The following is a 13,646-nucleotide window of genomic DNA, read 5'->3' as shown; positions in this document are numbered from 1 at the left end:
TCGATGTTCTCAGCCCTGTTCATCAGCCGGCCAAAGCTGGCGTTTGTCATCTCGCTGGTGCTGACCATCATGGGTGGCATCGGTTATCTGGTGCTGCCGGTCGCGCAGTTCCCGGACATTACCCCGCCCGTGGTCAACGTCTCCACCAAATACACCGGCGCAAATGCGGAGACAGTGGAAAACACCGTTGCCGCACCGATCGAGGCGCAGGTCAACGGTGTGGACGACATGATCTACATGACGTCCAGATCGTCTGACAACGGCTCGTATTCGTTGGACGTAACCTTCGAAGTTGGCACCGACCCCGATATCGCCTCGGTCAACGTGCAGAACCGGGTGGCGCAGGCAATGTCGTCGTTGCCCGCCGAAGTGACATCTTCGGGCGTTGTCACACAAAAATCGTCGACCAATATGCTGATGCTGGTCACGCTGACCTCGCCCAATGGCACCTATGACAGCGTGTTTCTTTCCAACTATGCCTCAATCAACCTGCGCGATGCGCTGGCGCGTGTGCAAGGCGTGGGTAAGGCTGATGTTCTGACCAACCTTGAATACGCCATGCGGGTCTGGATGGACCCTGACAAGATGGCAGCCCTGTCCATCACACCAGGCGATGTAATCAACGCGATCCGCGAACAGAATATCGAAGTGTCTGCCGGGTCGATCGGTGCACCGCCTGTGCCCGAAGGGCAGACCTTTCAATACACGATCAAATCCAAAGGTCGACTGACGTCAGCCGAAGAATTTGGCGACATCGTGATCCGTACCGGAGATGCCGGCGCAATTGTCCGCGTAAGGGACATCGCCCGGGTTGAGCTTGGCGCACAGTTCTACTCGGCGTCCGGTTATTTTCAGTCCGTGCCGGCCACCGTGATCGGCATCTATCAAGCCCCCGGCGCAAACGCCCTCGCCGTTTCAGAGCGCGTGCAGGCGGAACTGGAGCGGCTGTCCCGCGCATTCCCGTCGGATGTCGAATATGATGTCCCCTTCAACACGACCGACTTTGTCGAAGCCTCGTTGAATGACGTTGTTTCCACACTGATCCTGACCTTCACACTTGTGATCTCGGTCGTTTTTGTGTTCCTCGGCAGTTGGCGTGCCACGATCATTCCGGCGGTTGCCATCCCGGTCTCACTGATTGGCACGTTTGCTTTCTTGCTGGCCTTCGGCATGTCTTTGAACACGATCTCGCTGTTCGCACTGGTTTTGGCCATCGGCATCGTGGTTGATGACGCCATTGTCGTGGTTGAAAACGTCGAGCGCATCATCGCTGATGAGGGGCTGCCCCCGGCAGAAGCCACCCGTAAGGCAATGGGGCAGATCACAGGCCCGGTCATCGCGACCACGCTGGTTCTGTTGGCGGTTTTCGTGCCGGTGACATTCATGCCGGGCATCTCAGGGCGGTTGTACTCTCAGTTCGCTGTCACGATCTCGACCGCTGTTGTGATCTCGTCCATCAACGCGCTGACACTGTCACCTGCCCTGTGCGGGCTGGTCCTTAAGGCCCGCTCAGGGCCGCCCAAAGGGCTGCTTGCGCTGTTCGAAAACTTCATTGGTGGCGTTCGTAACTGCTATGTCGCTATTGTGCGCAAACTGCTTGTCTTTCCGGCTATCGCGCTGGCCATCGTGGTTGGTCTCGGCATGGGAACAGGGGCAATCATGTCGAACACGTCCGCCGGGTTCATCCCGCTGGAAGACAATGGCTATCTCTTTGTCGACGTGCAACTGCCTGACGCCGCGACGCTGGAACGGACCGAGGCCGTGACAAAGCGCCTTGATGACCAGATACGCGAGATCCCGGGTGTGTCCAGCACCGTTCTGATCAATGGCTTCTCATTGCTGAACGGCACAATCACCAACGGCGCTGCGATCTTCGTGAACCTCGACAACTGGAGCGAACGGCAGGAGGAAAACCTGAGCGCCGAAGCCATTTTGGCTAAGGTGCTGGCCATCGCGAATAATGAGACCGCAGCCTCGACCGTTGCCTTCAACCCGCCACCAATTCAGGGTCTCGGCATGTCGGCCGGGGTCGAGATGGAGGTGCAGCAAACCGGTGGCGGTTCACCGCAGGATCTGGCATCGGCTGTGGGGTCGTTTGTCTATTCGGCCAACCAACGACCCGAGATCGGGCAAGCCTATACGACATTCCGTGCCAACGTTCCGCAGCTGTTCGTGGATCTGGACCGCGAGAAAGCCAAGACACTGGACGTCTCGGTGGCTGAAATCTTCCAGACCATGCAGGCCCAGCTGGGGTCGTATTATGTCAACGACTTCAACCTGTTTGGTCGCGTCTATCGCGTAATGATCCAGGCGGAAGGCAGCTATCGCGACAATGTCGATGACATTGCCAGCCTCTATGTGCGTTCACAGAAGGGCGACATGGTGCCATTGGGTACCCTGATTGACGTGGAAAACGTTTTGGGGCCGGTTCTGCTGAAGCGGCATAACCTGTTCCGGTCGGCAACGGTGACAGCGGTGCCAGCGCCGGGCCTGTCCAGCGGCGATGCGATCACAGCGATGACAGAGGTCTCTGCTTCGGCTCTGCCGCCGGGATACTCGTTCGAATGGACGGGAACGGCACAACAACAATTGGCGTCCGGCAGCTTGGTGATCGTCATTCTGGGGCTGGCTATCCTATTCGGTTACCTGTTTCTGGTTGGACAGTATGAAAGCTGGACTATGCCGGTCTCGATCCTGCTGTCTGTGGTCGTGGCCCTGTTCGGGGCGGTGGCCGCGGTTGCCATCGTTGGCAGTGACATCAACCTCTATACGCAGATCGGTATGATCATGCTGGTGGGCCTTGCTTCGAAGAACGGCATTCTGATCGTCGAGTTTGCAATGGAACAGCGCGCCAAGGGTCTTTCGATCAAGGACGCTGCCGTCGAGGCAGCTCATCAGCGGTTCCGCGCTGTCATGATGACCGCCCTGTCTTTCCTGCTAGGCGTCGTACCGCTGCTGGCTGCCAATGGTGCGGGTGCGGCCAGCCAAAAAGCCATCGGTGTCGCCGTGTTCGGTGGCATGTTGGCCGCGACGCTGGTAGGCGTGATCGTGGTGCCTGTCCTCTACGCCCTGATGCAAAGCATGCGTGAGTGGCTGAAAGGCAGCAAAAACGATCCCGGCCCTTCAGAAGAAGCGGCCTGATCCGATCAAAGCCCCGCCCATCAGCGGGGCTTTTTTCTGGCGTCAGTCTGTTCTTCCCCGCCGACGTTCAGAGAGTTCGTGGATCACCACCTTTGCCTCTGGTGTCGGTGCCTGCTCGACCCGGCGATAATCCGATCCATCCCGGTTCCGTGTCAGCAGCCCACAGGAAATCATGGTCCGGCGCAGGGTTGCAGGGTCATCAAAACAATGTTCGGCATTGAGGCACGCGTTGACCTCACCCTCTTGCAGCACCGCGGCTGCCGGTACCGCAGACCAGAGCCCCCACAAGGACAAAGTCTGCACCAATCGTTTTGACGGCCATTGCCGAAGTCTGCCTTGTGCGTCGAACAGGTGCAATGTGCGCTCAACCGTGCGCATGTCAGCAGCCGGTTGTTTCGGGCGGGCCTCGATCCGCCTGGCAGCGGCACTGGTGGCGCGCATATGTTGCACGTTCTGAAACCCGGCGGCACGAGCGACCATATTCATCAGGGTCAGGTGCGACGGGCTGGAGTCGCCAAGTTGTTGGGACAGGATACGCACGAATCCGGTCAGATCATCGGCGTGCAAGGGTACAGGAGTTTTGCTCATCACAAATCCATATCGGGCGTTTTGCGCGATCGTTGGTCGCTGACTTGACGAAACAACGCCCTGATGGTTGCGATAGTTTCACATACACTGGCAGGTTTAGCACTCTGGGTAAGAGCAGCGACGCCTCGGTGTCTGCCGACCGTATCCAACGGCTAGCACAACGCTCATCACCCGCCAAGAGGATAGAAAGATGGATCAGGTCGAGCCGGGGGCCAGCCGTTCAGCCATCCAGCCGTCGATCCGCGCGATCTGCTCGGCATTCAGTCGCAAGCCCAGCTTGTTGCGCCGCCAGACGACATCTTCGGCGGTCCGTGCATATTCCTTGTCGATCAGCCACGCGACTTCCCGCGCGGTCAGGGTTGCGCCAAAATCCTCGCCCAGATCAGACGGCTGCTGCGCATCGCCAAGGACCTCTGTTGCTTCGGTTCCATAGGCCCTGATCAAGCGTGCAGCCCAGGCGGCACCCAGAAACGGATACCTGGCCAAAAGCCGATCAGTCAGGGCTTCAACAGCATCAACCGGAAAGTCACCGCCCGGAAGCGTCACACCGGCGGTCCAGGGGCCCGGCATATTCGGAAAAAATTCACCAACCTTCTCCAGAGCACTTTCCGCAAGCCGTCGATAGGTGGTGATCTTGCCGCCAAACACGTTCAATACAGGCGCCCCACCCTGCGCATCGACCTTCAGCGTGTAATCCCGCGTTGCGGCGGTGGCACTGCTGGCGCCGTCATCATAAAGCGGCCGCACACCGGAATAGGTCCACACAACATCTTCGCGGGTCACAGCGCGCTTGAAATACTTCGATGCGAAAGCGCACAGATACTCCTGCTCGGCCTCGGTACAGACGGGTTTCGTGTCAGGGTCTGGGTGATCCTGATCCGTTGTGCCGATCAGGGTAAAATCCTGCTCGTATGGTATGGCGAAAATGATGCGGCCGTCTTCGCCTTGAAAAAAATAGCACTTGTCATGGTCATACAGCCGGGGCGTCACAATATGGCTGCCCCGAACAAGCCGAACACCCTCGCGTGAGTTGACACGGATCTTGGTCTGGATGATGTCACCGACCCAAGGGCCACCCGCGTTGATCAGCATTCTGGCCCGGACAAGACGGGTTTCGCCGCTGTTGCGATTACGAATGGATATCTGCCAAAGGTCGTCCACCCGCTCGGCCGAAATCACCTCGGTTCGCACCATGATCTGCGCACCGCGCGCCTCGGCGTCGCGGGCATTCAGGACCACCAACCGTGAATCTTCGATCCAGCAATCAGAGTATTCATAAGCCGTTTCGAACTTGTCCTGTAACGGGACGCCTTCCGGAGCCGATCGCAGGTTCAGTGATGTGGTGCCCGGCAGAATTTTGCGGCCACCCAGATTGTCATACATGAACAAACCCAACCGGATCAGCCAGGCCGGACGCCGCCCCCGCATCCACGGCATGACCGTGCTGAGCAGCCGTGAGGTCGGCGTTTCCGAGTCAAACCGCATGTCCTTGTGGTAGGGCAGCACAAAGCGCATCGGCCAGCTGATATGCGGCATCGCACGCAACAGGGTTTCACGCTCGATCAGGGCCTCGCGCACCAGACGGATCTCGAAATACTCCAGATACCGTAACCCGCCATGAAACAATTTTGTCGAGGCTGATGACGTGGCCGAGGCCAGATCATTCATCTCTGCCAAAGCAACTGACAGCCCGCGGCCAGCAGCATCCCGTGCGATGCCGCAACCATTGATCCCGCCACCGATGATAAAAAGGTCCGTTGTCTGAACGTCCGCTGACTGCATGCCAATGATTCCTTGTCAGGATGGATGATAGGCATTTGCCAGAACATTCTTCGTATGGTCAATGTTTATGTTCGAATTTCTTCGTTTTGCAACGCTGTCCTTATATTTTCGCATGCCGTTCTTGCAAAACCGGCTAGAAAGAACAAAAACGAAAGAAACACTTCAAGTCTGGAAACACCCATGTCGCTGTCTTTCCGCCAATCTGACATTCTGGACATTGCCGGGGCCGAAGGCCGCGTCACCGTTGACGGGTTGGCCGAAAGATTTGGTGTCACGGTCCAGACGATCCGGCGCGACCTGACCGAGTTGGCCGAGGCAGGTAAACTGGATCGGGTGCATGGCGGCGCGGTTCTGCGCTCGGGCGTTTCCAACATAGGATATGAAGACCGCCGTGCCCTGAACGCCGACGCCAAGACCCGTATTGCACAGGCTTGCGCCATCGATATCCCCGACGGCGCATCGATCTTCATGAACATCGGAACCTCGACCGAGGCCGTGGCGCGGCAATTGCTGAACCACAAGAATCTGATGGTTGTGACCAACAACATGAATGTCGCAAACATTCTGATTGAGAACCCGGATTGTGAGGTCGTCATGGCCGGTGGCGTTCTGCGGCGCACCGACGGCGGGTTGATCGGAAATCTGACCGTATCGACCATTCGGCAATTTAAATTTGACCTTGCCGTAATCGGCTGTTCAGCTTTGGACACTGACGGAGATCTTCTGGACTTCGACTTTCAGGAGGTACAAGTCAGCCAGACCATCATTGCGCAGGCACGCCGCACATTTCTGGTTGCCGACCATTCAAAGTTTTACCGCTCGGCTCCGGCGCGCATCACTTCTTTGGCAGAAATCGACGCAATTTACACGGATGCGCCGTTACCAGGCGATCTGCACCTGCGCAGTCAGGAATGGCAAACGGACATCGTCCTGTGTAGCTAGCGGACATTAAGAATAGTCTCCAATTTACCGCGCCGCTTGCCAGATGCCACCCGGCCTGACACTATCGTTTGCATAAAGATATGTGCACGGGAGGGGAGCACCGGGCCATGATTGCTCTTTTATTTGCATTACTTACTGCCACGATGGGGCTCAACTATTTCAACATGACAAAGGCAGGCAATGCGCTGTTCTTCCTTACGATTGCCCTGAGTATCTACTGGTTGAAATTCCACGCCACCAGTCAGCTGACAATTCAGCTTTGAGGGCCTCATCATGACACCCGAACTGTCACGTACACTAAACGCGATCGGAATGCTGGCCGTCAGTCTCGTTCTGGCGCTGGCGTTCTTCTATCAACTTGTCCTTTACGAACTGCCCTGTCCGCTTTGCCTGTTGCAGCGTGTCGGCTTTGTAGCCGTCGGCGTCGGGCTGGGCCTGAACCTGCTTTATGGCGCGCGACCGCAGCACTATGCCATCATGCTCATTGCCGCTTTGTATGGCGGCAGTGTTTCGATCCGGCAAATCCTGTTGCACATTGTGCCTGGAACCGGCCATTACGGATCGCCCGTTCTGGGGCTGCATTATTACACTTGGGCGGGCATCGCCTTTTTCCTTGTCCTGCTGGGTACGTCGTTCATGCTGCTGTTTGATCGCCAATATGACTCGGGCGCGGCCAGCGAGGTACATTTTGGGGGAAACAAGCTGGCCAAAACCGCCTTCTTTGTCATGCTGGCACTTGCCGTACTGAACGCCGGTTCAACTCTGCTGGAATGCGGACCGGGCATTTGTGATGACCCACCTACGGACTACAAGTTGATTGACGAACTGAAAGCGAATGATTGAGGATACCCTAACCTTCCCCTGATGGAGGCACACACATGGGACTATTGGGCCAGCCGCTGGGCTATTATGACTATCTGACATTGGTCGCGCTGATCCTGCTGCTTGCAGCAGTTATGGCGCTGTTCCTGTTCATTATGGGCCTTCCGGGGCGGATCGCGATCAAACGTAATCATCCCCATGCCGAAGCCGTAAAGATCATGGGATGGATGGGGTTTTTGGCTGTCGTGCCTTGGGTTCACGCCTTCATGTGGGCTTTCCACGATGGCGTCACGGTCGATATTCGCCGGGGCCCGGACGAGGAAAAAGATGCCATTCGCGATGAAATCAAACGCCTTGGCGGCAAGGTCAAACCCGAATACCAGGATCGTCTGGACACAGATGACACACAACCCAGTTAAGACCGAAGGACCCTAATTCCTATGTTCGTCGCCCTCGGCATCACGCTGTTCTACATCATTTTCGTCTGGCTCATTTTTTTCAAGCTGGAATGGCTGAAGTTCAACATTGCCTGGGGCATTGTTTCGTTCTGGGTGGGTGCACACCTGCTGTTGATCTTCCTTGTGGCATTGCGCTTCTTTCAGCCGTTTTCGGCAGACAGCCACGTGGTACGTTCGACCATACAGATCATCCCCAAGCTGACACAGCCGACGATTCTGTCCGAGGTTCTTGTTGAACCGAATACACCGGTCGCAAAGGGCGATCCGCTGTATCGGTTCGATGATACGGTGTTTTCGCTGGCGGTCGATAATGCGCAGGCCCAGTTGGTGGCGGCACAGCAGAACGCCAAAATCCTTGAACAGGATGTCATTGCGTCGACCGAAGCTGTCGAACGGGCCAATGCGCAATTGGCCTATGCGCAAACCCAACAGGCGCGGTATGAGAATCTTGTTCCGGCCGGAGGCGCCCGTCAGGACGATCTGGATCGATGGAACGAACAGGTGACGGAAGATCAGGCCGCCGTCAAACAGGCTGGGGCCAACCTGACCAAGGCTCAACTGGCGCTGGAATCGCAGATTGACGGCGTGAACACGGGCATCCTTCAGGCGCAGGCGCAATTGGCCGAAGCCGAGTATTTTCTGGAAAACACAACAATCTATGCGCCTGAAAATGGCATGATCGTCTCACAGCAGGCCCGCCCCGGATTGGTAGTCGGTGACGTCCGGTTGGGTGCGATTGCCAGCTTCGTGACTGATGAAAGCCCTTATATCCTTGCCACATTCCGCCAGCAGAACCTGAAATTTGTCGAACCGGGACAAGAGGTCGAAGTCGCGCTTGATCTTTATCCCGGTGAAATCCTGACGGGCAAGGTCGAAGCGATCTGGTGGGCCACCCGTCAAGGGCAACTCATCCCGTCGGGCCGCCTGCCCGGTTTCGAGCTGCCCAAACTGCCCGGTCGGATTGCGGTTCAGATCACCGTCGATGTGCCGGAAGACCACATCTTCCCAGCGGGCGGCCATGCCGCTGTGGCAATCTATACAGGCCAGGGCAAAAGTTTTGAGTTTCTGAGGCGCATCAACATCCGCCTTTATTCCTTCGCCAACTTCATCCGACCCCTGGATATCTGAGGATGCGCGCCATGACACTCCGCAGGTTGTTGGGAACCGCCATTTGCGCCGCCACTCTCGCGGCTTGCACACCCGTTGGACCGGATTTTGTGCGCCCCAATTCACCTGTCGTAAAACAATGGATTGAGGTCAACAACCCCAGCGCCAGTCAAAGCGGGCTGACGTCGCGCAGTGCGCCTGTCGTGAAATGGTGGCAGACATTCAATGATCCGACCCTTAACAAACTGATTGCCGAGGCCTACGCCCAGAACCTGACACTTCAGGTCGCTGGTGCGCGGGTTTTGCAGGCGCGCGCGCAACTGGGTATCGCCTTTGGCGAGCTTTACCCGCAGTCGCAGGCCATTGGCGGCTCGCTTGAACGGCGCCAGATCAGCGACAATCTGGGGCCAATTTCGGATGTCAATCGCGTCATCCCGCTGGATACCGAGTTCTCGACCTCGCAAGTCGGCTTCGATGCCCAGTGGGAGTTGGACGTCTGGGGCGCGCAGCGGCGCGGCGTTCAGGCCGCGCGATCCAATCTGGCCCTGCAAGTAGCAAACTACGACGACGCGCTGGTGACGCTGACCGGGGATGTCGCCGCGCTTTACGTCAATATCCGGGCGCTGCAAGAGACGCTGGCAATTGCGCGCGAGAACATCAAATTGCAGCAGGACTCGGCAGACCTGACTCAGCTGCGGTTTAACAATGGCGTCACCACGGAACTGGACGTACAGGAATCCGCCGCCCTGCTGAACAACACCAAGGCGCTGGTACCCGAACTGGAAAGCGACCTGCAACAGACCAAGAACGCGCTTGCGGTGTTGTTGGGCACGACACCTTCACGCATGACCGGTCTGCTGGGCAATACCGGCCGCATTCCATCGGCCCGGGCAAATGTGGCAGTGGGCGTTCCCGCTGAATTGCTGCGCCGCCGCCCGGATGTACGCGCGGCTGAACTGGCGGCAGCCACGCAATCGGCACAAGTGGGCATCGCGATGGCGGACCTGTATCCCCAATTCATCCTGTCAGGCGCAATCGGTCTGCAGGCATCCGGCGGGCGCGATCTGTTCAGCGGTGGCAGCACCACCGGTCTGGCCAGTGCCGGTGTGGTCTGGAATGTGCTGAACTATGGCCGCATCAAGAACAATGTTCGCGCGCAGGACGCCGCTTACCAGGCGCTGATTGCGAATTATCAGAACACTGTGCTGACCGCTTATTCCGAGGTTGAAAGTGCCATGGTCGCTTATGCGCAGGCACGTAAGCAGGTCGGGTTCTATCAGCAAAGTGTCGAAGCCTCACGCAAAGCTGCCGAAATCGCCGTCAGCCAATATACAGATGGCATTGCCGATTATTCGCGCGTGCTGAACACCCAGACCGCACTATTGCGGTCGCAGGCCAATCTGATCGAGGCGCGGCAGCAGGTATCCAGCAACCTGGTGGCGGTTTACAAGGGTCTGGGCGGCGGATGGCAAATCCGTCAAAATCAGGAATTCCTGCCTGAAACCGTTCTGGCCGAGATGGCCTATCGCACGGATTGGGGCGATCTGCTGCAGAAAACCCCAACCCGCGCAAGCCTGAATTAGGTGCTACTTGGTTAATCCACGCAATCCGCCCGAGATCAGAATATTAACCTCATAGAGGATGCGGGGCGCGGCCAGCCCACCGGGGCTGGCCAGATAGTTCGGGCTCCATTCCGGATCGAACTTCTGCTTGAACGCACGAAGGCCCTCAAAATGGTAGAACTGTTCGCCATGTTCGTAAACGAACCCACCGATGCGGTTCCAAAGCGAAGCAAGCTGACGGTTTTCGATCCCTGAGAACGGTGCGGCACCCAGTGAAAACCAGTGAAACCCCTGCTGCGCCCCCCAATCCATCATGTCGGCGAAAAGAGCGTCCATGACGAAACTTGGGCTATCGGGTTCATAACGCATGAGGTCCAGTGACAGCTCGGACTTGTTCCCTCCTTGGAACAGATTGGCAAAGGCCATGATCTTGCCAGTATTGCCATCACGCAGGATCGCATGATCGAAATAGGACAGGTATTGATCATCAAATCCCCCCAGTGCAAAGCCCTTTTCTGCACCGGCCTTTTGCGCAAGCCAGCGGTCTGAAATCCCACGCAAATCTGACAACAGAGGCGCCAGTTCTTCCTTCGGAATGATCTCGAACACATATCCTTCGCGTTCAGCACGGTTCTTGGCCTGCCGGAACCGCTTGCGCGACTTTCCGTCCAGCGAGAAATCGTGCAATGACACCCGCGCAACCTCGCCAATCTTCAGGATCGACAGTCCAAGATCCAGAAAAGTCGGCAGATATTTGGTCGAGACGCTGTAGAACGCACAGAGTTTACCTTCGCGATCCGCCATTTCCCGGAGCTGCCAAATCAGTTGCTGCCCGGCCCTCTCGTCACCAACCGGTTCTCCTTTTGAAATCAGCGCATTGCCCGTGTCTGCGTAGGCTATAAACGCGGTCTCATCCGGTGAGATCAGGAATTGCTTGTCACCGGTGAGCGAGATTTGCGACTCCGTATCCTCACTCTCCATCACCAGCCGCTCGACAACCTCTGGGATTTCAACCCGCTGTGGTGTCGGAATCTCCCGCCCGAACAGAGAATTCACGGCAACAATGCCCACGATCACGGCCACAACAAGGCTGGACCGCAGAAAGCGCGAGGCGTCACCGTTCCAGGCAAACTGCCACCACAGATCGTTTTGGTATTCGACATGTGAATATGCAAACAGCCCGATCCAGAAAATCACTGCCAGCAGAACCACGACACTGATCAACCATGGGATGTTCAGCCGAAATATCGACGCACCACTGACCCGGTAGAACGCGCCACGAAACATAGCCAGCAGCCCAATCGTTCCCAGCATCGAAAACGCCTCGTGGATGTCGAGCCCCTTTGCAAGCGACGCAAAGAACCCCACACCCATCAACACCATCGCAACGACCCATGCCCGGTAGAGCTTGCGGAACAACCCGCGCGACACCAGCAATAGCAACACCCCAACGACACTGCCTGCAAGATGCGAAGCCTCGACAAACGAAAGCGGCAACATATCTTTCAGCGTGCTGAGCTTTTGCGCCCCCGCTGGCAGCGCGCCCGACACCAGCAAGATTACCCCGGCCACCGCGGCAACCCCGGCCGCGACCATCGGAACCATGGGACGGATCACGCGATAGACCCAGATGGCGGCACCGCCGATCATGTGTCTTTGGGTCAAGGCAGATGCAACGGCAATGGAAAGGCTGGCGACTACAAATGGTAGAAAAGTGTAAACCACCCGGTACAGCAGCAACGCAGCAATCACATCCGAACGGCCTGACGCCCCCAGACCGGCAATCAATGTCGCCTCAAACACGCCAATCCCACCCGGCGCATGGCTCAGGATTCCAACGGCAATGGCGGCGATATAGATCGTGAAGAAATACGGGTACCCGACACCCAGATCATCCGGCATCAGTACGTAAAGCACCATGGATGCGCCAAACAGGTCCCCAATGGCAGCCAACGTCAGCAGGCCCGCCAGTTTACCTCCGGGCAAATCGAAACCGACGCCCGCAACAGCCAACCGCCGGCCACCGCTGGACAGCCAAATGAACATCGCAACAAATGCAGCCAGCAAGCACAACCCTATGGTGGTTTCGACCGTTTCGCTGACGGGCATCACCTTGGATATTCCATCCGGGTGCAGGGTCAGCAATAAGCCCAAAATCAGGATCAGACCCATCCAGAACGCCACCCACGAGGTCGCGATTACGCCAGCCACCCGGCCAAGGTCCAAGCCAAGCGACGCGTATATCCGATACCGGATCGCGGTTCCCGTGATGTAGGAAAACCCAAGGCAGTTCGACACCGCGTATCCGCTGGCTCCGGCCATCCCCGCCACAGGTAACGGCACCTTGCCATCTGCCACGCTCTGTACCGCGAACACATCATAGAGCGACAGCGACAAAAAGCTGAACGCTGTCCAGCACATCGCAAAAACCATCAATTTCCATGATGTCGCCGAAATATCGGTCTGGACATCCGACCATTTCACATGGGCCGACAGATCGTGCAAAACCGAAAGGGCAATCCCGGTAATAACGACCGGTATCGCGATGCGCAGCCAGGGTTTTTCCAGCAGACCAGCAAGTCGTTCGGCCCACTGTCCGGTCAAAGGTTCGTCACCATTTTCAGATGTGGTCATGCCGCAAGCCTTCCGGAAATACTGAACCCTTAATCAGCAAGCGGCCTACCTAAGGGTAAGTCGCACCCTGTCTACTCACAAACTCTGGCACAATTCGCATTTATCTCAAAGTACTAGAGCCGCCCCTTGCGCGTTGACAGCAGCAGGTTCGTTTCCGAACGTGTAACGCCGTCGATCCTGCGAATGTGAAACAGAACCTCGTCCAGTTCGGCCAGAGTTTCCGTACTGATTTCGGCAATCAAATCCCAACTGCCGTTGGTCGAATGGACCGCCGTGACCTGCCGCATGGCTCCGATCCGGGACATCACGCGCTCGGTGCCGCGCCCCTCGATTTCCAGCATCATCAGCCCACGTACCGGACTTTGCGCCAGGTCCCGACGCGTCAACACGGTAAAACCGACAATCTCACCGGATTGCTTGAGCCGTTGCAAACGGCTGCGCACCGTAGTGCGGGTCACACCAAGCGTTTCCGACAGCTCTGACAGGCTGGCGCGCGCGTCACGCTGCAATGCGCCCAGCAGACGACTATCCAATTCGTCCATACTACCTTCTCATTAAGGAGTTTCCTGACCCATTTTGAGCATTTTGTGCTCTTCACGCAAGACACAGT

11 protein-coding genes are annotated in these 13,646 nt (G+C 57.2%); 7 read left to right on the top strand and 4 right to left on the bottom strand.

Annotated features, from left to right (window positions below; genetic code table 11):
- Positions 1-3: 3 nt before the first annotated feature.
- A complete protein-coding gene (locus ACR0D9_RS03440; protein WP_480485863.1) occupies positions 4-3,141 on the top strand; it encodes an efflux RND transporter permease subunit in 3,138 nt (1,045 codons plus the stop codon).
- Positions 3,142-3,183: 42 nt separating this feature from the next.
- Here ACR0D9_RS03440 and ACR0D9_RS03435 read toward each other — a convergent pair whose 3' ends face one another.
- Positions 3,184-3,729: a DUF2087 domain-containing protein gene (locus ACR0D9_RS03435; RefSeq protein ID WP_480537678.1), complete on the bottom strand. Its 546-nt coding sequence runs from the start codon at positions 3,727-3,729 to the stop codon at positions 3,184-3,186.
- Between the two features lie 195 nt (positions 3,730-3,924).
- Positions 3,925-5,511, bottom strand: coding sequence for a glycerol-3-phosphate dehydrogenase (gene glpD, locus ACR0D9_RS03430; protein ID WP_480537676.1), 1,587 nt, complete (start codon positions 5,509-5,511; stop codon positions 3,925-3,927).
- 180 nt (positions 5,512-5,691) lie between these two features.
- On the opposite strand from glpD, the gene ACR0D9_RS03425 reads away from it, so the two are divergent.
- From ACR0D9_RS03425 to ACR0D9_RS03400, 6 genes are all read left to right on the top strand, one after another.
- Positions 5,692-6,453 carry a DeoR/GlpR family DNA-binding transcription regulator gene (locus tag ACR0D9_RS03425; RefSeq protein ID WP_480485869.1) on the top strand — a complete coding sequence of 254 codons (762 nt, stop codon included), beginning with the start codon at positions 5,692-5,694 and terminating at the stop codon, positions 6,451-6,453.
- A 107-nt stretch (positions 6,454-6,560) separates the two neighbouring features.
- On the top strand, positions 6,561-6,716 hold the full coding sequence (locus ACR0D9_RS03420; protein WP_209595994.1) for a DUF5993 family protein: 156 nt from the start codon (positions 6,561-6,563) through the stop codon (positions 6,714-6,716).
- Positions 6,717-6,726: 10 nt separating this feature from the next.
- Complete coding sequence (locus ACR0D9_RS03415; protein WP_480537674.1) at positions 6,727-7,296, top strand: disulfide bond formation protein B; 570 nt, start codon at positions 6,727-6,729, stop codon at positions 7,294-7,296.
- A 35-nt stretch (positions 7,297-7,331) separates the two neighbouring features.
- Entirely contained in the window at positions 7,332-7,694 is a 363-nt protein-coding gene (locus ACR0D9_RS03410; RefSeq protein ID WP_480485873.1) for a DUF3302 domain-containing protein, read from the top strand.
- A gap of 21 nt (positions 7,695-7,715) precedes the next feature.
- Positions 7,716-8,861, top strand: coding sequence for an HlyD family secretion protein (locus ACR0D9_RS03405; RefSeq protein WP_267366155.1), 1,146 nt, complete (start codon positions 7,716-7,718; stop codon positions 8,859-8,861).
- A gap of 11 nt (positions 8,862-8,872) precedes the next feature.
- Complete coding sequence (locus ACR0D9_RS03400) at positions 8,873-10,423, top strand: efflux transporter outer membrane subunit (RefSeq protein WP_480485875.1); 1,551 nt, start codon at positions 8,873-8,875, stop codon at positions 10,421-10,423.
- A gap of 3 nt (positions 10,424-10,426) precedes the next feature.
- Here the strand turns inward: ACR0D9_RS03400 and mprF are convergent, their stop codons facing one another.
- A complete protein-coding gene (gene mprF, locus ACR0D9_RS03395; protein WP_480537672.1) occupies positions 10,427-13,036 on the bottom strand; it encodes a bifunctional lysylphosphatidylglycerol flippase/synthetase MprF in 2,610 nt (869 codons plus the stop codon).
- A gap of 113 nt (positions 13,037-13,149) precedes the next feature.
- Positions 13,150-13,578, bottom strand: coding sequence for an Lrp/AsnC family transcriptional regulator (locus tag ACR0D9_RS03390; RefSeq protein WP_480472343.1), 429 nt, complete (start codon positions 13,576-13,578; stop codon positions 13,150-13,152).
- Positions 13,579-13,646 lie beyond the last annotated feature (68 nt).

Source organism: Ruegeria sp. AK11 (assembly GCF_056541095.1).
This window is presented reverse-complemented; position numbering and strand designations above follow the sequence as displayed.

What these genes read in the sequence shown, in the direction of transcription:
- ACR0D9_RS03420 (WP_209595994.1), top strand. Translation starts at nt 6,561, where the DNA reads ATGATTGCTCTTTTATTTGCATTACTTACTGCCACGATGGGGCTCAAC.
- ACR0D9_RS03390 (WP_480472343.1), bottom strand. Translation starts at nt 13,578, where the DNA reads ATGGACGAATTGGATAGTCGTCTGCTGGGCGCATTGCAGCGTGACGCG.
- ACR0D9_RS03415 (WP_480537674.1), top strand. Translation starts at nt 6,727, where the DNA reads ATGACACCCGAACTGTCACGTACACTAAACGCGATCGGAATGCTGGCC.
- ACR0D9_RS03440 (WP_480485863.1), top strand. Translation starts at nt 4, where the DNA reads ATGTTCTCAGCCCTGTTCATCAGCCGGCCAAAGCTGGCGTTTGTCATC.
- glpD (WP_480537676.1), bottom strand. Translation starts at nt 5,511, where the DNA reads ATGCAGTCAGCGGACGTTCAGACAACGGACCTTTTTATCATCGGTGGC.
- ACR0D9_RS03435 (WP_480537678.1), bottom strand. Translation starts at nt 3,729, where the DNA reads ATGAGCAAAACTCCTGTACCCTTGCACGCCGATGATCTGACCGGATTC.
- ACR0D9_RS03400 (WP_480485875.1), top strand. Translation starts at nt 8,873, where the DNA reads ATGACACTCCGCAGGTTGTTGGGAACCGCCATTTGCGCCGCCACTCTC.
- ACR0D9_RS03425 (WP_480485869.1), top strand. Translation starts at nt 5,692, where the DNA reads ATGTCGCTGTCTTTCCGCCAATCTGACATTCTGGACATTGCCGGGGCC.
- ACR0D9_RS03410 (WP_480485873.1), top strand. Translation starts at nt 7,332, where the DNA reads ATGGGACTATTGGGCCAGCCGCTGGGCTATTATGACTATCTGACATTG.
- mprF (WP_480537672.1), bottom strand. Translation starts at nt 13,036, where the DNA reads ATGACCACATCTGAAAATGGTGACGAACCTTTGACCGGACAGTGGGCC.
- ACR0D9_RS03405 (WP_267366155.1), top strand. Translation starts at nt 7,716, where the DNA reads ATGTTCGTCGCCCTCGGCATCACGCTGTTCTACATCATTTTCGTCTGG.